We start from the raw sequence: 24,638 nt of genomic DNA, 5'->3' as shown, positions 1-24,638 counted from the left end.
TCCATACGGACAGCAAAGGCGGCTGGAAATCGCCCGTGCCCTTGCCGCCAATCCGAAACTTCTTTTACTGGATGAACCGGCAGCCGGGATGAACCCCCATGAAACGAAAGAATTAATGAACCTCATTGCTTTTATCCGGAAGGAGTTCAACCTTACCGTTTTGCTAATCGAACATGATATGTCACTGGTCATGGGTGTATGCGAACGGATTTATGTCCTTGATCATGGACAGCTCATCGCTCACGGAAAGCCGGATGAAATCCGCAACGATCCAAAGGTTATCGAGGCATATCTAGGGGAGGAGGTTTCCTGATGCTGAAAATAGAGGACATCAATGTTTATTACGGCAATATCCAAGCGCTAAAAGGGGTTTCCATGGAGATAAATGAAGGGGAAATCGTGACTTTGATCGGGGCGAACGGAGCGGGAAAAAGCACGCTGCTCAAAACGATTTCCGGTCTGTTAAAACCAAAGCAAGGAAAAGTTCTGTTCGAAGGCGATTCGATTGGGGGAAAAGCGGCACAGGCCATCGTGAAACTGGGCATATCCCATGTGCCTGAAGGACGACGTGTCTTCGCCAACATGACGGTGGCCGAAAACCTGGAGCTTGGAGCTTATTTGCGAAAAGACAAGGATGGCATCCATAAGGATATGGAAAAGGTATACGAGCTATTTCCAAGGCTGCTGGAAAGAATCAAACAGCAGGCTGGCACGCTTTCAGGCGGCGAACAGCAGATGCTTGCAATGGGCAGGGCCTTAATGGCGAAACCGCGATTATTACTGCTCGATGAACCTTCGATGGGCCTTGCACCGCTTCTGGTGAAGCAAATATTCAACATCATCCAGGAAATCAGTGAGTCCGGCACAACGATCCTTTTGGTCGAGCAAAACGCCAACCTCGCCTTATCCATTGCAGATCGGGCGTATGTCGTTGAAACGGGCCGAATCGTCCTGTCGGGCAATGCCGAGGAACTAACATCAAGTGAAGAAATTAAAATGGCCTATTTAGGAGGCCACTAAAACCGCCGTTTGGCGGTTTTTTTGTTTGTTGATCGGGTTATGCAAAATATGCAAAAAGATAAAAAAGCACAGGGTTTCATGCATGATTTTATACATCCAATATAGTATTATTCAATTTTGATATAGGAATTAAGACTAAAAAAACACGAAAAAACTGGGTTTAATTCCCTATCAATATACTTGTATTTTGGTAAAAATGTAATTAATAGGATGATAAAAATTAGAGAATGAATAAAATTTTTTGATCTGTAAGTAAGGAATTTATAATATCAATATAATTTAATTATCCGTTTTATCTGATTATATCGCCTATTGTCGCAATATTTAAAATATATAAAGATAAAAATGATAGAGCACTACCTGTGAAAAATATCCTAATTACCGAAATCTTCTCGCAATTATTGTATAGACGGAATGAAAATTATGCGGTAAACTATTTTTCGAAATATTAATTTAATTTGAAACATTTCATCTAATCAATTTTTTTCTGAAGGATCATGAATAAATATTCATGCATCAGAGCTTGATTACAAAATGGGGGGATTATTTATGAAAAAGAAAAAATTAGCAAGTGCATTCCTTTCTCTATCACTTGCTGCAGGAGTGCTAGCGGGTTGTTCCGGCTCTGGTTCATCTGAAAAATCAAGCGGGGATGGAGATACGATCAAAATCGGTGTCAACCTTGAATTATCAGGCGGTGTAGCTTCATATGGACAATCGATTGCAGAAGGTCTGGAGCTTGCAACTGCAGAAATCAATAAAGAAGGCATTGACGGTAAAAAAATCAAACTAATTAAAGTCGATAATAAATCTGAAGCGTCCGAAGCGACAAGCGGGGCGATCAAGCTGACATCGCAAGATCAGGTTGCAGCGATCGTGGGCGCAGCAACAAGCACGAACTCGATTGCACAAGTACAGATTGCCCAAGATAATAAAGTGCCGGTCATCTCACCTTCTGGTACAAGCCCTGACATTACTTTCAGCAAGGATAAATTGAACGATTACGTTTTCAGGACAAGCTTCATCGATCCGTTCCAAGGGACGGTAGCTGCAAACTTTGCCGCTAAAGAAATCAAAGCGAAAAGTGCAGCCATCTATATTGACAGCTCAAGTGATTATTCAAAAGGGTTAGCCGCAGCCTTTAAAGAACAATTCGAAAAGAATGGCGGAAAAGTTGTTGCTCAGGAAGCTTACATTGCGAAGGATACTGATTTCCGTTCCACATTGACTCGTTTGAAATCGGCAAAACCTGATTTCATTTTCCTTCCTGGTTACTATGAGGAAGCTGGTCTAATCGTGAAGCAGGCACGGGAAACTGGACTTGACGTTCCATTCATGGGCGGCGACGGCTGGGATTCTCCTAAGCTAGTTGAAATTGCCGGTGCAAAAGCTCTAAATAATACGTTCATCACGAACCACTATTCTTCAGGTGATCCTGATAAGAAAATTCAGAATTTTGTGTCAGCGTTTAAAGCAAAATACAAAGATAAATCCCCGGATGCATTCAATGCCCTAGGATATGACACAGGATACTTCCTTGCAGACGCGATTAAACGTGCTGGTTCAGCGGATTCGGAAAAAATCAAAGAAGCGCTGGAAAAAACGGCCGACCTTGAGCTTGTTACAGGTACATTCACATTGGATGAAAAACATAATCCAATCAAATCAGCCACCATCCTTGAATTTAAAGAAGGAAAACAAGTATTCAACACAAAAATCAATCCTTAATTTCGGAGAACAACTCAAACCCTTTCGCCGGCCCTTCCTTAATAAGAAGGTGCTGGCGAATTCTCATTTTTCAAGCATACCGGGTGCTGAACATCCCCTTAGCGGAATGAAAAGAGTCTGGACTAATCACTCATAAAATTAGATTTTCAAGGAGAGTCGAACATGGAATTGATACAACAGTTAATTAACGGGGTTTCATTAGGAAGTATTTATGCCCTTATCGCTCTCGGATATACGATGGTTTACGGGATAGTTAAATTGATAAACTTCGCACATGGCGATGTATTCATGGTCGGCTCATTCGTTGGGTTTTACTCAATAACGGTCCTGGATCTGTCATTCGTGCCCGCCCTATTAATCTCGATGACGGTCTGTGCTCTGTTTGGAGTATTGATCGAACGTATCGCGTACAAGCCATTGCGTAACGCAACGCGTATCGCGGCACTTATCACTGCCATCGGTGTTTCCCTTTTGATCGAATACGGATTCATCTACGTCCGCGGTGCACAGCCGGAAGCTTATCCGAATGATGTATTGCCGACAGACAAGTTCAATATTTTTGGAGTTTCCATCAATAGTCAATCGATTTTGATTTTTGGAGTGGCTGTAGTCTTRATGATCATCCTTCAAATCATCGTTCATAAATCGAAAATTGGAAAAGCGATGCGTGCCGTTTCCTACGATGCGGATGCAGCTAAGCTGATGGGTATAAATGTCGATAACACGATTTCTGCCACCTTTGCAATCGGTTCCGCATTGGCTGGGGCAGCGGGCGTCATTTTCGGTATTTACTATATTAAGATCGAGCCGCTCATGGGTGTGCTTCCGGGATTGAAGGCATTCGTTGCCGCCGTACTTGGAGGGATCGGGATTATACCGGGCGCGATGGTCGGTGGCCTATTGCTAGGAGTCATCGAAGCTTTGGTCAGTGCCGCCGGTTACTCATTATGGCGTGATGCTGTAGCCTTCGTCGTACTGATTCTTATCTTGATTTTCATGCCACAAGGCTTATTCGGTAAAAACAAAAAAGAAAAAGTATAGGGGAGACAAAGCAATGACTACAATTAAGCGAGCAAAAGGTTTTTGGCTCTCGATTTCACTATCATTGATCTTTTTCGCCGTAGTTCAAGTGTTAATCGGCGGCGGATCGCTAAATCCTTTTTATCAAAATACGCTCATGTTCATCGGGATCAATATCATTCTGGCAGCGAGCCTGCACTTGATCATCGGGATAACCGGGCAGTTCTCCATCGGGCATGCCGGATTCCTGGCAGTCGGTGCCTATGCTTCAGCCGTCATGACGATGAAGCTGGAAATGCCATTTTATGCGGCATTGATAGTCGGCGGTTTGGCGTCAGCGCTGGCAGGATTGATCATCGGAATTCCTAGCTTACGCTTAAAAGGTGACTATCTGGCGATTGCGACGCTGGGTTTTGGGGAAATCGTCCGGATCATGCTTTTGAATATCGATTATGTCGGCGGGGCGAGCGGCATGCAGGTTTCCCATTTGACCACTTGGCCGTGGGTATTCGCATCCGTCATCGTAACGATCATCGTCATCCGAAACTTTACTAGCTCGACCCACGGAAGAGCCTGCATATCGATCCGCGAGGACGAAACGGCTGCCGATTCGATGGGAATCAACACGACCTATTATAAAGTTGTCGCCTTTGCCATCGGTGCTTTTTTTGCCGGTATCGCTGGGGGGCTCTACGCTCATAACTTCTATATCATCCAGCCATCGAACTTTGGATTCCTGAAATCATTTGATATTTTGATCCTTGTCGTACTTGGCGGTCTTGGAAGTCTTTCCGGTGCCGTATTGGCAGCGATATTACTGACGGTAGTCACGACTTTCCTGCAGGATTATCCGGAAACACGAATGATCATCTACAGTCTTGTGCTTATCGTGATGATGCTCTATCGCCCGCAAGGTTTAATGGGTACCAAAGAGATAACATCCATGTTCAAACGTAAAGGAGGAAGCAGCCATGAAAAAAATAAAAACACCGCTGCTTAAAGTCGATTCGGTCGGCATCCAGTTCGGAGGGCTTAAAGCCGTTTCTGATGTTAACGTCGAATTATATCCAGGAGAACTAATTGGCTTGATCGGGCCGAACGGCGCTGGAAAAACCACTTTCTTTAACTTGCTGACAGGAGTTTACGTCCCGACGGAGGGCACCATTTCTTTGGAAGGTGAGAACTTAAGAAAACTGCCTCCATATAAAATCACGCAAAAAGGGATCAGCCGGACATTTCAGAACATTCGCTTATTCAGCGAACTATCGGTGATCGACAATGTAAAAGTGGCCTATCATTCGCTTTCGAAGCATGGAATCTTAAGTTCGATCTTCCGCATGCCGATCCATTTTAAAGGCGAAAAGGAAATGGATGAAAAAGCGATTGAGTTCCTGAAGATCTTCAACCTTGATCAATATAAGGATGAAAAGGCAAAGAACCTGCCATATGGTAAACAAAGACGTTTGGAAATCGCCCGTGCCCTTGCCGCCAACCCGAAACTGCTTTTGCTCGATGAACCGGCAGCGGGGATGAACCCTCAGGAAACGCACGAACTCATGAACCTGATTGCCCTCATCCGTGAGAAATTCGATTTGACCGTATTATTGATAGAACATGATATGCCGCTCGTCATGGGTGTTTGCGAACGCATATATGTACTCGATCACGGACAACTGATCGCTCAAGGAAAGCCAGAGGAAATCCGTAACAATCCAAAAGTCATCGAGGCCTATCTGGGCGAGGAGGTTTCATAATGTTAAAAATCGAGGACATCAACGTCTATTACGGAAACATTCAAGCCTTGAAAGGAGTCTCGCTTTCTATTAACGAAGGCGAAATCGTAACCCTGATCGGGGCGAACGGAGCCGGGAAAAGCACGTTGCTGAAAAGCATTTCCGGCCTTTTAAAACCAAAACAAGGGAAGATCATATACGAAGGGGATTCCATCGGAGGGAAGGCAGCGCAATCCATCGTGAAAATGGGCATTTCCCATGTCCCTGAAGGCCGGCGGGTCTTTGCTAACATGACCGTCGAAGAAAACCTTCAGCTAGGTGCTTATCTGCGCAAGGATAAGGCAGGCATCAAGCAGGACATGGAGAAAGTCTATGAATTATTCCCGCGTTTGCTGGAGCGTCTGAAACAGCAATCCGGAACCCTTTCCGGCGGGGAACAGCAAATGCTCGCAATGGGCAGGGCACTCATGGCCAAGCCCCGGCTTCTATTACTGGACGAGCCATCGATGGGTCTTGCTCCATTATTAGTGAAGCAAATCTTTCATATCATCGAAGAAATCAATAAAACAGGTACGACGATTCTTCTGGTCGAACAAAATGCCAACTTAGCACTATCCATCGCTGACAGAGCCTATGTTGTCGAAACCGGCCGAATCGTCCTATCAGGCAAATCAGAGGAACTGACCGCAAGCGAAGAAATCAAGAATGCCTATTTAGGCGGACATTAAACCGTTTTATAGCGATTACAGACTGCAGACGAACTCGAGGAAAAAGCGAGTTTGGCTGCAGTTTTTTTATTTTAAAAAGGTTCCAGTTGATTTCAGAAATCCCTCCCTTTCCGCCGACTGTCTGCCAAGCCTCCTCGCCTAGCGGCTGCGGTGTCTCGGCYAGCCAGTAATTCGGCAGGAGTGTCGCAAATTTCTTCCATCCWWTAAGGATTACAGTAAAAAAACATGAAGAATAATCTAGTCTTGTTTTAAAATCATGGTTTAGGATTAGACCAATCGGAACTCCCAGACTGACTGGAGATATATTCGAGGAAAAACGAGAGCCGAGGGGCTCCCGGACCGCCCGCGGAAAGCGAATGCCTGGAGTGGAAATCAACGTTCATATTTTACAAACCCTCAAAAAAATTTGTAGCAAATGAAGTTCTATCTTACTGTTAAAACAAAGTTGATTGGAACGGAGGGTACGAGACTCCTGCGGGAAATGCGAGTCCAGGGGAGACCCCGCAGGCGCGAAGCGTCGAGGAGGCTCACGGACCGCCCGCGGAAAGCGAGTGCCTGGAGTGGAAATCAACGGTTCGAGTTTTACAAACCAAAAAAACTGCAGCCAAACTCGCAGGAGTCTCGCGTCTCGTAGATAGAATCCCATGCCCATCAAGCTAAGATTTTTAATTACCCCCATAACGAAAGGTTTACCCCTCCACAGTTATTTATGAGATTTTGGCTCATTTTTTCGTTTTTGGGAACAATTAATTTCTTAAGTTGATGGTAAGTATGATTCCCCCTATATAACAAAGAAGGAACCTATCATATTTCATGATAGGTTCCTTCTTTAAATGCAATAACATTATCTATAGAAGCGTTTCCGTTTTCATAAAGGTCTTACAAAGTCGAATTTTTTGTATTATTTTAGCTGGATGTTGGTTTCTCATCAGCATCCAATTTTTTTAATATCTACTGCTGTTTGTTAGGTAGTGCATGATATCCAAAAGCTAAATCCAGCAAAGCACTTGCTTCTTGACGCAGTAACAAATCCTTCGGACGGAAGGTAATGGATCCGTCGGCATTGATGGAAGTATCAGGGTCTAGAATTCCTTGGGAGGCAAGTGCCTGAATCGATTGAATTGCCCAGTCATCCGCAGCATCAAGTAATTTAACTTTAATAGCTTTGTCAGGTTGAATCGGTTTCATGTCATGAATTTGCTTTAAGTTTTGAATCATGGTTGCTGCGACCTGTCGGGTAATCGGAGTTGCACGGTCATACCCTAGAATTCCTTTCATAACTTTTTCCCTTGCCACCTTGGAGTCGTCTGGAAAACCGTTCCATCCATAAGCAAGTAACAACGTATCCGCAAACTCTCCTTGTGTCATGATGTCCATCGGTTTGAATAGATTACCTGTTTTAGCACCCATAATATTTAGAGCATGAAGATTATCAATGTGACTTCTATAGTTATTCTTTTGTGGAACGTCATCAAAAGGTGGTTTGTTGTTAAATCTCTGGGCATCTGCTACAAAATCAAGGCTTTTAGGAGAGTTGTAGTGAAAATATGCGATTTCTCCAGCTGAATTCTTTTTGAAAGCAACTTTGCTGCCTTCCGAATCTTCAAATAACAACGGATGAATCATTTTGAGAACTTGTTTTCCAAATCCACTCTCCATGACCAAGTTCCCATTTTCATAAGTAAAATGAGTGCGAAGTGCAGCGAAACGCGTATTTTGGAATAAGCCGAAGTATTTATGAGCTTCTTTTTCCTCTAACGGGAGATAACTTGTTTTTCCTTCATTCTTCTTAGCAGGGAAATAGTGATCCATGAGAGTTTCATATATGTCTACACTCATCATTGAATCATTATTGTAAGACATGAAGAATGCTGTTTTTTGTTCAGGCACTAAAATCAGCAGTGATTGATGTCCAGGCATGCTTCCCCCTTTTATTACAACATGTTGACCGTTAGCAAATTCATTAAAAGGCGTTTCAAATCCAATTGTCGCAACAGGAATCGTCTTATCATCAAAAACTTGATAGGCATGCATCATATCCAAGCTTTTTTTACTTACAATTTCCTTGTCTTTAAACTTTCCTTTCTGTAGTTGCATAATCATGTATTTTGACATGTCTTCCGCAGTAGATAAAATGCCTCCTTGTGGTGTATCCCTTAAACCGCTCCCGCTTGCTGGAATCGGATCGCCAGTGGGACCATAAGGTGTGGCCATTTTTTCGAGAAGATCAGGCGTAAAGCTCATGCTTGTAGATTTCATATCTAATGGTTTGAAAATATTCTTTTCCATATATTTCGAGAAAGGGGTGTTGGTAGCATTCTCCACTGCAAACCCTGCGAGCGCAAATCCGACGTTGTCATACGTATAAACTTCTCCTGGTGGCCGTACCACAGTTGGCATTTGTTTAGAGAAAAATTCTTTCATCGGTATACTATTATTATTATTAATATATTCAGGTCCAGTTATGTTTGTAAGATCGGGAAAATCCACCCCGCTGGTATAAGTGAGCATATCAAACAGGGTAAGAGGTTTTCCAGTTTGATTAGGTATTTGTAATCCACCAAAATATTTTTGTACGTCTTGATCAAGTTTAAGCTTTCCTTTATCGACTTGCTGCATCACAGCCAAAGCAGTAAAAGTTTTCGTGACTGAACCGATTTGAAAGACCGTGTCCTTAGTGACGGGGATTTTCTTTTCTTTATCGGCATATCCATACCCTTTATTGACAACGACCTTTCCATCATGAACGACGACAAAACTAGAACCGTTCACATTGAACTGCTTCATTTTTTCTTCAAATAACGGATCAGCAAAAGATTCTATTTCTTTTTTATTATTAGGTCCTTTCGTCATTTGGATATTAGCCGTGGATTCCGATGGTTTTGATTTTCCTGCTTCTAACGATTGTTGGGAACACGCAGAAATCATGGTTGAAGAAGTAAGAAGAATTGCAACGATCCCCAGTTTGTTAATTGCTTTTTTCATTTTTGTACGCTCCTTTAATTGATTGAAATTTTTTGTTAGCACAACGAGTTAGCGGCTCGTTAGCGTATGAACAAAGTGTAGCAACCGGCGAGTCACAGTCGATAGTGAGCTTTTGTCATATTTATAAAGAACAACAAAAAATGAGTGGGAAACGGCTGTATTAATAGCTATGTCATAGAAACCATGACATTTTGACACTACCGTATGTGACAGAAAAACACCTAGAATCAAAGAGCAGTTTTTAACGCATTAACAATAAATGAGGAGGGGAGATTTTCATTGTGCTTGATAAAAATATAAAGAGGAGTGAAAGAGGAAACAGGTATGACCTATTCATGAAAAACAAACCAGTAACAAGAGTGTTTTAAGGAAAGGAAGTAATTTCTAGGGTTAACATGCATATGGGAAAAGAGGGATTTACCTAGGACAGAATGGCGTTTGTAAAAATAATAATTTAGGCCATATTTGTACCTTGTCATGTCCAATTGGCCAGCCTCTTTAAATTAATGGCAGCAAAAGTAAGCATCGCCTGCATCGACAATTTTTTAAGTCCCCTTAAAGTAGTCCAACGCATACCCGTGTCACCACTTTTTTGATGGTCTTTGCTTTCGGTACACTGTGATAGAAGATGAGCATGTTGCACAAATGTGTTTTGGTGATTTGTACTTTCTATAACCCTCTTTATTTGTTGTTGAGTACTTTAAAATTTCGCCCGAAGGGCAATGGTAACAATCAAAATGTTCATGGTAACATAGTCATTTTTGCCAAAGAACCCTTCTAAGGACATGAATATGGTAAAGTCGCTGTAATTTCTTTGCATTTGATTCTTCGAATCCTTTTCAGGTTATAGAAAATTTTGAACTGACCTGCCAAAATCATCTAGATTTGGGGCGAGCTCCTTTTTTGTGGTTTTGAATCTAAATACTTTCAGTATAATATCACGAAGGGCTTAATCCATAGTCTCCCCTCAGGACTTGCACAAAKGGGTGACTATGTTTTTCAATTTGTACTTATCAATCACAAAGCGAATAAGGATAAATTTTGTTCAGCTGAGCTATTTTTTTCTTATCCCCCTTTCGGCATATCTGATCTTTTTTAAGAGTTCAATCTCATCTTTTAATAAGTTGTTCTCTGCCTCCAACTCGCGAATCTCTCATCAGTGATAAGCTCCATTACGCGAGGCCTGTCAGAATGGCCACTTCGGTTATCTTGGAGGCCATTTGCGATATGCTGCACGTCACCTGTCTCTAGAGGAATGTACACGATCAATCCCAATAATCTCAATATCAAATCCGAATCCTGCGAATATCTCTATAGCGGGCGTACCGTTATTAGCATGAGTAATAAATATCTGTTTAAACTCATCAGTATATGTAATTCCTTTAGTACTGACTGATTTCACGTTGACAATATCTCTTTTTCTTTTGTTGTAAAGAGCTTTTTAGCCATTTTTTCGTTCTCCTCTGCCTGTAATCATTCCATTGTACAAAAAAAAGCCCCTGTAGGGCAGACACTTTTTTTAGTGTCTACTCTCTACAGATTACAGTTTAAATAAGAGTACCTTTATTAAAAAAATCAAATAATGTTTCTTCGTTACCAATTCCGACTAGCCATTAATATACATAGTGGCCAAATAAGCGCTAACTAAATAACTTTATCAAATAGACTAAGGAAATCTCTAAAAATATTAAATAGAAAATATATTGAAAAAGTTTACAAATGGAATGAATTGGTTTATTATGAAAAAGTTCCTGTTTATATTTTCAATAAATAACATAAATAGGTACTAAAATTTGTAATGAGAGGTTGAATTGATTATGTCTTGTGGATGTCCTGGAGTATTTGTTACTGAACAACGTAGTTATACAGAGTATTATTGTAAAGCAAGTTCATCTTGTGGGAGTGGTAAAATGAAATGGAAAAATACTGCTACTGACTGCCATGATTATATAACAGGGGACGAGATTACTTATTATTGCAATCATAAATCAACAGGAAATTGTTGCTGATTTTATTGATCGGAGACCGGTTTTTACCGGTCTTTGTATTTATACAAAAAAGCAATTTTTAGAAGCGAAATTTGATGAAAGTTTTTTTGATTAAATTCTGGAGGAATATTAATGTCGGACTTAGACCATCGTAGATTCTTAAAGCGTAAAGATCCTAAAGTATTACTGGGAACTTATTTTCCAGATACTTTGAAAGTTAAAGAAGATAAAATTATAGATCTTAATTATATAAAAAATGTAGAAAAGGGAAGCATCGTATTTATTATGAATCCAACATGTGAAGCGTGTAATTTTGAGCCTATGGTAGATTTTCAAAACAAATATGATCGGTTTGCATATTTAGTGCTTTTAGATGCGGATGTTGAAATAAAGAAAGGGCTTGAAGAAACTACTAGTATTCAATTAAATATTGAACTATGTGATATGGAACTAGTTGATAAAGAATTAGGACATAATGTTATTCCTTGGGTATTCGTAATTAATAATGTAGGGCAAATTGTAGGTTGCGGAATATTTAATGATCTTAGAACCCTTGAATTAATTGCAAAACCATTAATTAAAGTGTCTTATCAAGACATGCTGGTAATGTGAATAAATAGGGGGGCTTTTTTGTGTTAATTAAATCAAAAAAAGATACATTGCAAACAGGTGAGATTATTCCAGAATTACTATTAAATGGTGACACTGAAAGAATAAGATTAAAGACTAATCAGAAGACCGCTTTAATATTTGTTTCTACATATTGCCTCTACTGTATAGATCTATTGCCATTCCTTGCAGAAATAGAAAAAGATTTCCCTTATAATCTTATATTATTTTCCACCGGGGAAATAGAAGATAATAAAGAGATGAAAGAATATTTTGCTTGGGATTTTCCTATTATTTCAATGGATGAAAGTAAAATAAAGAGCGAGTTAAAAGTTACTGCCTTTCCCTACACTTTAATTATTGATGAAAATGGAACCATTACTAATCAAGGGGTTATTTATAATTACGACGATTTTAAATTTTTAACAGATAAAATAATAAAGGGTTAATGAAGAAGGAGGATTTTAAATGAATGTGCAGTTGCTTGCATGTGACTCTATTAATTTTGTAGAAACAAGCAAAAGGCATCATCTCGGCGAAGTATTAAACTCTATCACAGTACCGACACTACCATTTTTTTTAAATTTATCAATATTTGTTAAGATACTCAATTTACCTGTTGACGAATTGCTAGATCTATCCGTTAGAGTAATAGATTCTGAAAACAATTTGTTATCATATATTGGCAACTATTCTATTCGTAATTATCGTCAACCTGATCAAGTTCCAGGTATAGATGTTCATTTTGACGTAGGTTTTCCTCTTACTGTTTTAGGGGATATAAAAATTATTGCTCACATAGATGAAGATGAGTATGCTAGTTATCCAATAAATATTAAGCTTGCTAGGTAAAGGAGATAGCTTAATATGAATGAGTTTATTGTTGGAGCACAGTCAATTATATTTGGTCTTTTTTTTATGATATCACTTGTCTCGAAGTTTTTTTCATATCCTCAGTTTAAAATGGCTGTAATTCAATTTGGCATTATAAAAAAGGAATTTGTAAAATACTTTTCTTTATTTATTATTTTCATAGAAGGATTCATAGCAATCAACTTTTCTATTTTTATCTTCTTAGATATAAGTTATATAATAGTTTGTTGTTTAATGATAATGTTTAATACTGCTTTTTTTTATGTTTGGTATAAGAAAGAATCTGTGAGTTGTAACTGTTTTGGTGAAAGCGAAAAACACACAAATCTGATTGCAGCTATACTTAGAAATATAATTATTTTTATTTTTTCTGTCATGGGTATTATGGCAGACAAGACTATTAACTTTTCATTAGAACATCTTTTTATATTACTAATTATTATAACCATATCTTTACTAATCCAACTTTCAAGAACGACCTATAAGTTTTATAATTTTATAAAAATTTAGGAGGATTTATTATGTCTTCCCTATTTTATTTTTCTTATTTTAGTTTATGGATAGTGACACTGATAACTCTTTTAATGATTATTTTATTATCCAAAAGGATAATAACGATTCAAAAAATGAAAATAATTGAAGATATATTTGCCCTTAATAATGAGTTACACAATAAAACCATAAATATGAATAAACCTTATACAAAGATTCTATTATTCTTATCAATGAGTAGTAAAAATAACGAGATACTGGTTAAAAATATGCAAGAGAAATATCCAAATTCTTATATATTTTTAGTCTTTGATGGTCCTGAATGGAAAGCAAACAGTTTGCAAAAAAAAATAGATGGACAATACACAATTTGGATAGATAAAGGCAATTCTATCAGCAACATACTAGGAATAAGTAAATTTCCTAGTTATATTATGGTTGACTCTTTATATAGGAATTTAAAAGAAAGGGTAATTTATATCTAAGATAATTTTCTTAGAGAGGGAGTTTGATTATAATTAAAGCAAACAGTGAACATGGAATAGCCAGAATAGTTCATAATTTCTTGCACACTATTCCTTTGTTATGGAGAATAAGTCCAATTTTATTGGTAATCAGTTCTTTACTCTACTTAATAGAGGCACTTATCCCCTTGGCAACTATATACGTAATGAAGGAAATGGTTGATACTATAGTTAATATTTTCCAAGGTAAAGAAAATTTTTTACAAGGTTTTATTTTACTGTCAATTCAAGTTGGTGTATCTCTTTTTTCATTAATAATAGCCCAAGTTCATTACTTATTGAATATCAAGATGAAACAGGCAGTAGACTTCTTCTTTGAACATCAAATTTTAAGTAAAACAACAGTACTTCCCCTAGTTTTCTTCGATGTGCCTGAATCATATGATAAGCTGTTACGAGCTAAAAATGTAAGTGGTAATGGTTTAAGCTTATTCAATAATTCATTAGAAATTATAAAAAATATTATAACATTAATTAGTTATATTATTATACTTATGAGATTTCACTGGGGTCTTCCTATTCTAATGATGATATTAATAGTACCAGCACTTTTCGTAGAAATGAAATATGGTAATAAAAAATATAAACAAATGTTTGACCAGACCCCTACTGTACGTCGTGTTAATTATTTATCAGATATTCTAAAAGACAGAGGGGTTGCTAAGGAACTAAGGGTGTTTAATCATGGTTTATTCTTGATGAATAAATGGAAAAACTTGTTTTGGAAAAATGAGAATGAACAATATACTCTGGAAAAGAGTGCTACAAAAGCGAATCTTACGATTGTAGGAGTAAGTCAATTATCTATTGCATTCTTTTCTGGATTTTTACTCTGGGTAGCAATAAAAGGGCGAATGTCTGTAGGCGGATTTTTATCGTTGTCTCAGGTAGTATCATCATCAATTTATTTAATTAATAATATTTCAAATAAACTAGGACAATTGCATTCAGACTCTGTATATATGACTGACTATTTTGAGTTTATGTCTTTAGAAGAAGAGGTGATTATGGAAGGGAATACAAATGATTTTTACTTCCATGATTGCTATGAACAAATTTCATTTGAAAATGTGTCCTTTTCGTATCCAGGTAATAAGAAAAAAGTGCTAGATTCTATTTCTTTTGGAATTAATAAAGGTGAAAAAATTGCTATTGTTGGAGAAAATGGTGCAGGGAAAAGTACTTTAGTAAAGTGTCTTATGGGATTATATAAACCTACAGAAGGTACAGTTTACTATCAAGGTATTGATATAAATATGATTGAACCTATCAAACTTCGAGAAAGGTTCAGTGCCATTTTTCAAGATTTTTCTCATTATCAACTCACCTTTCGTGAAAATATAGGAATAAGCCATACAGAATTAATTGGTGACAGTAAAGCAATTAACACAGTTGCAAACATTGTAGGTCTAAATGAGACAATTACATCTTTCAGAAATGGTATAGATACTGAGTTAGGTGCTTCTTTTAATGAAGGACAAGAATTATCAGGTGGCCAATGGCAAAAAATTGCCCTTAGTAGATTATTATTTAAGAATTCAGATATTATTATATTGGATGAACCTACATCTGCTATGGACCCTATATCTGAAGCTAAGTTGTTGGAAAAATTTTTAGAAATAACAAATAAAAAAACAGCTATCTTTATTACTCACCGATTAGGGATTTGTACAAAAGTTGATCGTATTTTAGTATTAAAAAATGGAGTTTTAGTAGAAGAAGGAAGCCATACTGAATTAATGAACAAAGGTGGAGAGTATGAGCGATTTTTTTCTTCTCAAGCCCAATGGTATGTATCATAAAACACTCTCTATTCCGAAGTTCTAACCAACATCAAAAGACGGCTGATGGCTACTGGAATTTTTTGATGAATATAGAAGATGGTTAGGATGTTGAGTAGGTCAAGAGTAAAAACTAATCGATAGGGGTAGCGTTTGGATAACGTTCATCTTTATTAACTTTCTGATTTTAAAACATTATATCTAAAACTTTATTCAGAATATATCTAGTTAGGGTCCTACTAACGCAATGTTGGTGGTACCCCTTTCCTTCTCCACTCATTCTTCGTTTATATTCACTTTTACTATTAAATTCCTCAGGTCTTTGAGTGCCTTCTCTCATATCTTCAATCATGAATCCAGCTTGTTATAAAAGTTGGTAATATTCTTTAAGTTCGGTGATATTTAACAACCTTATAATCGATCTAAGCTTCTATTCTTACACCACTATTAAAATAATCGTCTACTATCCAATCAGTTATTGAGGAGGAAGCCACAGCGCATTTGGTTGATGAGGTTAAAACTTTGTTTCAACTTCTTAAATCGTTTACGCATTGAACGAATAACGAATGTAAATTGAAGGAATGTCAGTTTAACTAGAATAACTGGATCGATACTTGGGCGCCCTACCTCTGAATATATATCTTTCACCACATCATAAATTGAAAGAGAAGTCAATGGCTGCCTCAATTTTACGAACCAAATGTTTCGCTGCACCGGTTGATCCAAAGTCATCATTTAATTAGATCTCGCTGAATAGAATCATCAGCTATACTTCTATTTTAAAACAAAAAAGAGTGTAGACAATCTGAGACCGCTTTATAGCGTTTTTTTTGTTGTGCAATTAAGTTAATTCAACTAGATAAAAAGGTTAGTAAAACCTTATCGGACGGTATACAATCTAGTTAGGAATAATAGTAGAATTGGTTCATGATATAACCTCATCGATAGCTATTCTTAATCATATTTTTTGGAGTGATTGTATGCACAAGCTTATTAAGGCTATATTGCCGGTATTATTACTGTTTATGATTCTGCCAATCTACCAGCCAGATGCTGCATCTGCGGAAGAGACGCCGCAATCTGATGGTGTCATCGTCAAGTATAAAGAGAGGAGCGATGAGCCGATCAACGAGTTGATAGAAAAGGTGGAGGTTCCTAAAGGGGAATCAACCGATAACCTGATCGAGGAACTTGAAGAACAGAAGGATGTGGAATATGCAGAACCAAACTATCTTTTCAAGAAGATGGAAAGCCCGAACGATCCAGCCTACATAGACCAGTGGCACCATAAAAAGCTTGGTACGGGTGCAGCGTGGACAAAATCAATGGGATCAAAGGAATTGATCGTGGCGATCATTGACGACGGCATCGATCGCAACCACGAAGATTTAAAAGGGAGGATCGTCAATGCCTATGATACGATACGGAATCGGAAGCATATCGTACCAAAAGGGGCGCATGGAACGCATATCGCTGGCATCATTGCCGGTTCTGCGAACAACGGCATAGGCGGAACGGGTGTTGCCCCGAACGTTAAACTAATGCCGATCAACGTCTTTGATGGGGAGTATGCCGATACGGCCGATATCATTGACGCGATACATTATGCCGTTCAGCAAAAGGCAAACATCATCAATATGAGTTTAGGCGACACAAGTTATTCGGAGTCCTTGAACAAGGCCGTCCAGGAAGCCTATAAAAAAGGCGTACTGATCGTCGCGGCTGCCGGGAATGAAGGGGATATGGGGAAAAATGTACAGCGTGTGTACCCAGCTGCATTCAGCCACGTCATTTCCGTTGCTGCCACTAACTCAAGTGACAAACGTCCCAGTTATTCCAACTACCATTCATCAGTCGATATTGCGGCCCCTGGAGATGACATCCTTTCAACCTTGCCAAATGGTAAATACGGCTGGATGAGCGGAACATCGATGGCGACGCCAATGGTGGCGGGTGTAGCGGCATTGATTTGGTCCCATGAGCCAAAGCTCAACAAAACGGAGGTTGAATACCGTCTCTATGATTCAGCCGTGGACCTAGGTACAAAAGGGAAAGACATTTACTATGGAAACGGGCGGGTCAATGCCAAAAAAGCACTGGAAATGAAGACGCTGACCAAACCGTCCGTGACTGCGATATCCGATAAGGACACCAAGATCAATGGTAAAATCCCGGCTGATTTCAAAACGGGGACCGTCTCCATTTATACCGATAAAAAACAACTCGCCACAGTGAAAATCAACGGCGAAAAAACGTTTACAGCGACCATCGCAAAACAAACAGCCGGCACGACCATCTCTACTAGGCTCATCGATAAATCGGGAAATAAAAGTATACCCGTTTCATTTAAAGTGGCAGATAAAACAGCTCCTGCTAGACCGTCCGTAAATACGGTAGGTGACAATACCGTAAAAGTAACCGGCAAAGCGGAAGCGAGCTCATCCGTCACTGTCAAAACCGGCAGAACGGTTCTAGGCAAAGCAAATTCCAACAGCGCAGGGAATTTCACCGTAACGATGTCAAAAAAACAAAAAGCCGGAAAAGTCCTATCCGTTACAGCAACCGATAAAGCAGGCAATATAAGCTCGATCAAAACCGTGACCGTCGCAGACAAAACAGCACCAAGTAAACCGACGGTCAACACAGTCACGACAAAAACGACAATAGTAACCGGCAAAGCAGAAGCTAACTCCACTGTGTACATCAGAGCATCAAAAAAAGTGATCGGCTCTGCAACAGCAACGACCAAAGGTACATTCTCGGTTAGAATCCCTAAGCAAAAAGCCGGAAAGAACCTATATATTCATGCCAAAGATAAAGCGAAAAACGTAAGCGAATCAAGAAAAGTAACAGTTAAAAAGTGATAGAAAAACAGGAATTAGCCCCCAATAATCTGATTGGGGGCTGTTCTTGTTTCAATTGAAGGGGGGAAACGAAACAGTTTTGGGCAAAAAATAAGCAATAGACAAAACAAGATAAGCAGTCGAGGAAAATGAACGTCATGAAGGTGACGCTGCAGCTTTGCAGAAATTCAATAAATCAGATCTAATCTAAATTGCCATATTCGTGTAAAAAGAAAAATACAAATAAGGTGCTGCCATTACGTAGCACCTCTGCTTTTAAAAATTATAGTAGCCATACAAATTCCATACCATTTATTCTTTCTTTGATTGTAACCAGGCTAAAAAGTCATCCCTGAATACCCTTTTGGACCTTTTTAAACGAATCAAAGGAAAATCGGGATTTCCCATGTATTCATCAGCTGTTCTTTCACTAACATTTAAATAAGCTGCCAAATGCTCTACAGTTAATAATTCCGGCAGTTGTGAAGTCTCATCCGTTTCGTTCGTTATTATTTCTTCCCTTCTTTCATGATTTGCGTAATTTATATGCCCTTCTCCCATGCAAACTGCTACTTTCTTAGAACACTTGGGACACGTCAGTGTATCAATTCTATCTTCCATTACAGAAAAACGAGATACTACGCCAAATAGTGTTGAACAACTTTCACATAAATAAGTATATACACCTTCCACTTTCAAATGTATCACTCCTTAGACTTATCATTTGTTAACAAATTTTATAAGGGGCTAATCTGATATGTGGTAGGCTTAAGCGCTTGGTCTATATTCCCTATATAATATCACGGAGAAATGCTTGAATCATTGGAAGATAAACGGGCTAATCCTTGCTTTAATGTAATGTGCACACATGCAATTAATAATAATCATATTTTCACTCATATTCCAAGGGAATTAAAATCACATTTATGTCCAATTATTAAAACAATGTTACTAATTGTAAAAAGTGTGTTAAAATATATTTTATGTTTAAAAAGACCCTTGTTTTTTTATAAAGTTGTAACAATAAGTACATCGTACTAGAGGCTGATGATGCTTAATAAGGAACGGTAAAAAATCGCATTATCATGATAGTTAAATACTCTAAAAATTTTGCCGTTTATATTATCTACTCAAATTTCTCACATTGAAAACTTAAACTCTACAGAACTTTATCAAGGCTCTAGCTATAGGGTAACATTTGTGACGAAGTAAACGAACTCGATTTTGCTGTTCATTGGAGCAGTTGTTCGAGCTACTTTAAGATGCCTTGAAGTACGAATAAATAAACACTGAAACTAATGAAAAGTTGAGTTACCTATCTCAAATTCGAGATATTTTTCCATTTTTTAGAAAAAACTCTTGTATAAAATACTGAGGATATTTTGAAATCTAAAACAAGATTCATATACAACCATATTCGAGTTTATATAACGGTTGAACAACATATGGTTCTTTTCCAAGCAAAAGATAAAAAAACATTACGATTTTACTTATAGACAAGAGAGGGAGAACCAAAAGATGAGAGTTAAAAAAGCTATTATTCCAGCTGCAGGTCTCGGAACAAGATTTTTACCTGCAACCAAAGCCATTCCAAAAGAGATGTTGCCAATTGTAGATAAGCCTACCATTCAATATGTAGTGGAAGAGGCAATAGCATCTGGAATTGAAGATATCATTATTGTAACTGGAAAAGGAAAGCGGTCTATAGAAGATCATTTTGATTACGCTGTCGAATTGGAACAGAATCTTTTAGAAAAAGGGAAAAATGACTTGCTTGAAAAGGTACAAGCGTCTTCCAAGGTAAATATTCATTATATAAGACAAAAAGAACCACGTGGTCTTGGTCATGCAGTATGGTGTGCTCGTAAATTTATTGGAAATGAACCATTTGCAGTCCTACTAGGAGATGACATTGTCCAGGCTGAAACACCTTGTTTGGAACAACTCATAAATGAGTATGAAAGAACTTCTTCATCTGTAATTGGTGTACAAACAGTACCTGAAAATCAGACACATCGTTATGGAATTGTTGACCCTCTAATGAAAGAAGGTAATTGTTACCAAGTTCTTAACTTTGTAGAAAAGCCTTCTCCAGGTACAGCACCATCTAACTTAGCAATCATGGGACGATATATATTAACACCTGAAATCTTCATGTTATTAGAACAACAAGAGGTTGGAGCTGGTGGAGAAATCCAGTTAACCGATGCAATACAACAATTAAACCAAATTCAAAGTGTTTTCGCTTACGATTTCGAAGGTATAAGATATGATGTCGGAGAGAAATTAGGATTTATTCAAACTACTATAGAATTTGCATTGCAAAATGAAGAGTTAAAGAAAGATCTTCTTGGATATTTAAAAGGCATTTTAGAAAAAGAAGAGCTGTTACAGGTTAACTAATTTAATTTATATTTCTCTGTCCCGCACGGAGACTTTCTAGAGGTATTAGGCTAGTTACTACTGGCTTTTTCTTCGTGTGGGAATTTGAGAAAAATCGTAAAGAGTAAAGTGAAACAGTAACCTTTCATCAAGGAGAGAGCATTTTGGCAATTAAGAATCGTGACGATTATAACATTTATCTAGAATCTGATTTAGTAGCAAGAAAGTTGAAAAAGTGGAAGTACAGCTATAAAGTAATGCATCCAGAACTTTATTTCCAACGTCTACTTAGGAAATCAGAGTATTTAAAGACTAAGAAATTAAACAGTTCATTTTCCATGTGGAGATATAACAGGTCATTGAGAAAACTTAAAAAGGTAGGATCTATGCTAGGAATATCAATACATCCAGTGTCCTTCGGTCCAGGGTTAAAGATACCTCACAGTGGTTCTGTAATTGTTAATAAGAAGGCTCGAATCGGTAAGAATTGTGAAATTCATTCTGGAGTTAACATTGGAGCTCATAAAGGTCAGGTTCCTAAAATCGGAAATAATGTGTACATAGGACCTGGCGCCAAGATATTTGGGGGTATCAAAATCGGCAACAATGTTGCAATTGGTGCTAATTCAGTAGTAACCAAAGACGTACCTGATAATGTCACCGTTGTAGGTATTCCAGCTAAAATAATTTCTAGAAATACAGAAACTCAAGTTTTAAAAGCATATGACAAAGTGAAAAAGAAATACATGAATAAAAAATAAAATTTTTGCTATCTCTTCATATGAGCCAATGTTAATCAAATCAGAAAATTCAATCAACATCAGTGCTTCCCTTTACAATTAGAGCTAATCATACAAAAGATAATAAGTGTATGGCTATGGGGAAAATAAGGAGGAGTAGGAGTATCAAAATGCGTGAGAGAAAAGAAAATGAACTGGCATTTAATAATGTCACCTGGGATGGGGTAAATCTACAAATTACTTTTGCTAAAGAAATTTTAGATAATATAGATACATTTCAACTTCAAATTCAAAGTCGGTATAGTAATAAGAAAAGAATTGTATCTTACAAGCGTAAAGCGTTATTAAAGGAGCACATAATTATAATTCCTTTAAAGGAACTTGAAGGGTTAGACAAGGGACGTTGGGACTTCTTTATTGAAGTTGAAAGCAATAAAGATGTTCGTAAGAAGAGAATAGGCCTATATGCTGCACGTGCAGCATCTGAATTAATACGCTATTTAAAGCCCATTATTAATAATGGAACACAGGCTTTTATTCCTTATCTAACAGAAAAAAATGGTTTATCTATCCACAGCGCTAATATGCTGCAACTGGAAGACATTAGTTATAATGTTATACGTCTTTCTAAACAAGTATTGAGTGTAAAAGAAACAGATACAAAAGTATTCCTCAACTTTTCTGAGACTTTAAATAATAACATAAACGATACGAGACTTGTTATGAAAAGCGGGGACAGTGTTTTTGTTCTTCCCATGAATATAGATACTGATGGAAAAACTCTTATAGTCAGTAAAAAAGACCTTCATTCGGCTTCACGAAAAGGAAAATGGAACTTATATTTACAAATTACCAAAGGCAATATACTAGAACGCTATGGTATAAATGTTCAAGTGAAATACCAAGATGATGAAATGAAGTTTCTTGTAAGAAAACAAGTAAAACAAATGTCCACGATTATTCAACGTATTAAAGGGCAAGTGGATGCAGAAAATCTAAGGGTTGAGGATGGATATATAACATTTGATATATCTTCAAAAGAATTGAAGCATGCAAATAAGGTTGAATTTTATCTAAAGAAAAGACAAGAGCCTGAAATAATAACACTTGATGTAAAAAGGACCGTATCCGGGGGGAAAGAACAAATCATCATTCCGGCTTCACAGTTGAAAGAAAAGATTGCTGTTATAAGCCGTTGGGATTTGTATATGGAACTCTCCCATGATCACGTGAAAGTGAACAGACGGATAGGAAACTACAACGTTATGCCTTTGTCAGAGAAAGATAAGAGTGCAGGGTATTTAATGCTAAATGAAGCCGTAGGTATATCACCATATCTGACAAAAGATAACGAGTTCTCATTATATTTTTGTACTGAAGAACAGTATATGAATTCAAAGTATCCTGCAAAAACAAAACTTCATGAAGTATCTATGAATAAGGAAGGATTACTGCAACTTACTGCCTCTATTCATGTAAAAGAAACAAATGATTTTGTAGTAGACCATGTAACACTAAGGTTACGACAGGATAAGAGCCAGGTAATTGAGGTCCCTTGTGCTAAAGAGGTGTCACAGGACAAGAATAGTAGAAAGGTCAAAGCAGAATTAAATATTAGTCAGTTAGAGTTAGAGCAATTTTATTGGGATTTTTTCATTACAATTACTCTAGGTAATGGTGATAAACGCCATGTACGTCTTAACAATGATAATTATTTAATTAGTAAAAAATTGAAACATGGTATGTTTCGATATACGATAAATACCCCGGATGAATATATGATTTATCCCTATATTACTATGAATGATTGTCTGAGTTTAACCTATCGACAAATAGGTGAATTTGAGTCTTTCAAGCATAAGATTAACGAGTATACGGCCTATTTCTTATACATTCTTTTGGGTTGGTACTTTGCATGGAAGCCAATTTGGCTTATTCATGAAAAATATTCCGAAACGGCTCAAGATAATAGTTTCTATTTCTTCAAATATTGTTATGAAAATCATTATAATAAAAAGATATACTATGTGATTAAAAAGGGTTCAGCTGATGAAAAAAATTTAGTCCCCTATAAAAAGCGCATCGTTTATTTTATGAGTGTCAAACACCTCCTACTGTTACTTGGATCAAAGCTAATTGTATCTTCGGAGACAAAAGGTCACGGGTATGCATGGAGGGTTTCCCAAGGAGCTATCCGGGAATTTTTAAATGAGAAGAAATATGTGTTTTTACAACATGGAGTACTAGGTTTGAAAAGAGTCGATAATACATTTAAAGCAAATTCATCCAACGGTGCAGATCTATTTGTAGTATCCTCTGATTTTGAAAAAGAAATCGTAAAAAGCTATTTTGGATACAATGAAGAAAACGTCATTGTTACAGGCCTGTCAAGATGGGACGCATTAGAGGATAAATCGCTTCAAAATACAAAAAAAGAGATTTTCTTAATGCCTACATGGAGAAATTGGCTTGAAGAGGTAGAGGATGATAAATTTGTTTTATCAGATTATTATCATGAATATAACAGTTTAATACAATCAGAAAAGCTCTCCCAATTATTAAAGGAAAATGATATCACATTAAACTTCTATGTCCATCCAAAATTTATGCCGTACGTTGCAAATTTCACTAGTTCTCATGAGCATATTAATGTTATACAATTTGGCGAGGCAAAAATTAATGATTTAATTATGCGCTCAAGTTTATTGATTACAGATTACTCTAGCGTAGCTTGGGAGACATATTATCAAAAGAAACCCGTTCTCTTCTTTCATTTTGATTTGGATAAGTATATAGAGAATCAGGGTAGCTACATGGATTTAAGAAATGATGTTTTTGGAGAGGTTGCTTACAACTCTTCAGAGTTAGTTGATAAATTAAGAGTTTATATAAACAATGGGTTTAAAGAAAAAGAAGAATTCAGTTCAATTAGAAACAATTATTTTAAACATGTTGATCACGATAACAGCTCAAGGATTTATAAGTATATCAGTGAACGTGAAAAATCACTTGTTAAATCGGATGGAATTCTAAAAGTCTTGAAAAGAAGTTACCTTCTTAAATATGTTTGGAGAAAGTACAAGCAAAATCCAATTGTTGGCCGGATTGGCATGAGCATGTTAAATATATTAAGGTAAAAACTTGAAATGCCGTTAGTTTTAAATTTTAACGGTAAAAATAAAAGCCCCTAGG

General features: G+C 37.4%; 19 protein-coding genes and 2 pseudogenes. 17 read left to right on the top strand and 4 right to left on the bottom strand.

Features of this window, described 5'->3' with window-relative positions:
- From AC1DVB_RS06355 to AC1DVB_RS06325, 7 genes are all read left to right on the top strand, one after another.
- Positions 1–313: ABC transporter ATP-binding protein (locus tag AC1DVB_RS06355; RefSeq protein WP_477588629.1), on the top strand; the 313-nt coding region annotated here is incomplete at its 5' end.
- Positions 313–1,020 carry an ABC transporter ATP-binding protein gene (locus tag AC1DVB_RS06350; protein WP_034308755.1) on the top strand — a complete coding sequence of 236 codons (708 nt, stop codon included), beginning with the start codon at positions 313–315 and terminating at the stop codon, positions 1,018–1,020. The genes AC1DVB_RS06355 and AC1DVB_RS06350, both read left to right, overlap by 1 nt.
- A gap of 549 nt (positions 1,021–1,569) precedes the next feature.
- Positions 1,570–2,748, top strand: a complete 1,179-nt coding sequence (locus AC1DVB_RS06345) for an ABC transporter substrate-binding protein (protein ID WP_057276608.1) — start codon at positions 1,570–1,572, stop codon at positions 2,746–2,748.
- Positions 2,749–2,910: 162 nt separating this feature from the next.
- Positions 2,911–3,789, top strand: a complete 879-nt coding sequence (locus AC1DVB_RS06340) for a branched-chain amino acid ABC transporter permease (RefSeq protein ID WP_034308751.1) — start codon at positions 2,911–2,913, stop codon at positions 3,787–3,789.
- 13 nt (positions 3,790–3,802) lie between these two features.
- Positions 3,803–4,768, top strand: a complete 966-nt coding sequence (locus AC1DVB_RS06335; RefSeq protein WP_034308749.1) for a branched-chain amino acid ABC transporter permease — start codon at positions 3,803–3,805, stop codon at positions 4,766–4,768.
- On the top strand, positions 4,740–5,522 hold the full coding sequence (locus AC1DVB_RS06330; protein WP_034308746.1) for an ABC transporter ATP-binding protein: 783 nt from the start codon (positions 4,740–4,742) through the stop codon (positions 5,520–5,522). Before AC1DVB_RS06335 ends, AC1DVB_RS06330 begins: the two co-directional genes overlap by 29 nt.
- The gene (locus AC1DVB_RS06325; RefSeq protein ID WP_477588625.1) at positions 5,522–6,229 is read left to right on the top strand and encodes an ABC transporter ATP-binding protein; all 708 of its coding nucleotides are present in this window, start codon (positions 5,522–5,524) and stop codon (positions 6,227–6,229) included. The genes AC1DVB_RS06330 and AC1DVB_RS06325 overlap by 1 nt, the downstream gene beginning before the upstream one ends.
- Positions 6,230–7,180: 951 nt before the next feature.
- Here AC1DVB_RS06325 and AC1DVB_RS06320 read toward each other — a convergent pair.
- Positions 7,181–9,214, bottom strand: a complete 2,034-nt coding sequence (locus tag AC1DVB_RS06320; RefSeq protein ID WP_477588623.1) for a serine hydrolase — start codon at positions 9,212–9,214, stop codon at positions 7,181–7,183.
- 475 nt (positions 9,215–9,689) lie between these two features.
- Positions 9,690–9,992 (bottom strand): annotated as a pseudogene (locus AC1DVB_RS06315) (transposase); the annotation flags it as partial.
- A gap of 1,342 nt (positions 9,993–11,334) precedes the next feature.
- On the opposite strand from AC1DVB_RS06315, the gene AC1DVB_RS06310 reads away from it, so the two are divergent.
- The 6 genes from AC1DVB_RS06310 to AC1DVB_RS06285 are packed head-to-tail and all read left to right on the top strand — an operon-like array spanning position 11,335 to position 15,502.
- Entirely contained in the window at positions 11,335–11,814 is a 480-nt protein-coding gene (locus AC1DVB_RS06310; protein WP_477588621.1) for a hypothetical protein, read from the top strand.
- A 20-nt stretch (positions 11,815–11,834) separates the two neighbouring features.
- Positions 11,835–12,260 (top strand): TlpA family protein disulfide reductase, encoded by a 426-nt coding sequence (locus AC1DVB_RS06305; protein ID WP_477588619.1) that lies wholly within the window; start codon positions 11,835–11,837, stop codon positions 12,258–12,260.
- Positions 12,261–12,279: 19 nt separating this feature from the next.
- Positions 12,280–12,663: a DUF6941 family protein gene (locus AC1DVB_RS06300; protein WP_477588617.1), complete on the top strand. Its 384-nt coding sequence runs from the start codon at positions 12,280–12,282 to the stop codon at positions 12,661–12,663.
- A gap of 15 nt (positions 12,664–12,678) precedes the next feature.
- A complete protein-coding gene (locus tag AC1DVB_RS06295; RefSeq protein WP_477588615.1) occupies positions 12,679–13,194 on the top strand; it encodes a MauE/DoxX family redox-associated membrane protein in 516 nt (171 codons plus the stop codon).
- An 11-nt stretch (positions 13,195–13,205) separates the two neighbouring features.
- A complete protein-coding gene (locus tag AC1DVB_RS06290; protein WP_477588613.1) occupies positions 13,206–13,661 on the top strand; it encodes a hypothetical protein in 456 nt (151 codons plus the stop codon).
- Positions 13,662–13,684: 23 nt separating this feature from the next.
- Positions 13,685–15,502 (top strand): ABC transporter ATP-binding protein, encoded by a 1,818-nt coding sequence (locus AC1DVB_RS06285; RefSeq protein WP_477588611.1) that lies wholly within the window; start codon positions 13,685–13,687, stop codon positions 15,500–15,502.
- A 504-nt stretch (positions 15,503–16,006) separates the two neighbouring features.
- Here AC1DVB_RS06285 and AC1DVB_RS06280 read toward each other — a convergent pair.
- A pseudogene (locus tag AC1DVB_RS06280) lies at positions 16,007–16,216 on the bottom strand (transposase); the annotation flags it as partial.
- Between the two features lie 245 nt (positions 16,217–16,461).
- Here AC1DVB_RS06280 and AC1DVB_RS06275 point away from each other — a divergent pair.
- Positions 16,462–18,345: a S8 family peptidase gene (locus AC1DVB_RS06275; RefSeq protein ID WP_477588609.1), complete on the top strand. Its 1,884-nt coding sequence runs from the start codon at positions 16,462–16,464 to the stop codon at positions 18,343–18,345.
- Positions 18,346–18,636: 291 nt separating this feature from the next.
- Here the strand turns inward: AC1DVB_RS06275 and AC1DVB_RS06270 are convergent, their stop codons facing one another.
- Positions 18,637–19,017, bottom strand: coding sequence for a helix-turn-helix domain-containing protein (locus AC1DVB_RS06270; protein WP_477588633.1), 381 nt, complete (start codon positions 19,015–19,017; stop codon positions 18,637–18,639).
- Positions 19,018–19,842: 825 nt separating this feature from the next.
- Here AC1DVB_RS06270 and galU point away from each other — a divergent pair.
- The 3 genes from galU (at position 19,843) to AC1DVB_RS06255 (ending at position 24,583) form a co-directional block, all read left to right on the top strand.
- Entirely contained in the window at positions 19,843–20,727 is an 885-nt protein-coding gene (gene galU, locus AC1DVB_RS06265; RefSeq protein WP_477588607.1) for a UTP--glucose-1-phosphate uridylyltransferase GalU, read from the top strand.
- A gap of 143 nt (positions 20,728–20,870) precedes the next feature.
- Positions 20,871–21,467, top strand: coding sequence for a serine O-acetyltransferase (locus AC1DVB_RS06260; protein ID WP_034308732.1), 597 nt, complete (start codon positions 20,871–20,873; stop codon positions 21,465–21,467).
- A gap of 149 nt (positions 21,468–21,616) precedes the next feature.
- Positions 21,617–24,583, top strand: a complete 2,967-nt coding sequence (locus AC1DVB_RS06255) for a CDP-glycerol glycerophosphotransferase family protein (protein ID WP_477588605.1) — start codon at positions 21,617–21,619, stop codon at positions 24,581–24,583.
- Positions 24,584–24,638 lie beyond the last annotated feature (55 nt).

The organism is Peribacillus sp. P4_D6 (assembly GCF_056401795.1).
Note: the sequence above shows the minus strand (reverse complement) of the source record. Positions and strands in the feature narration are given on the sequence as shown.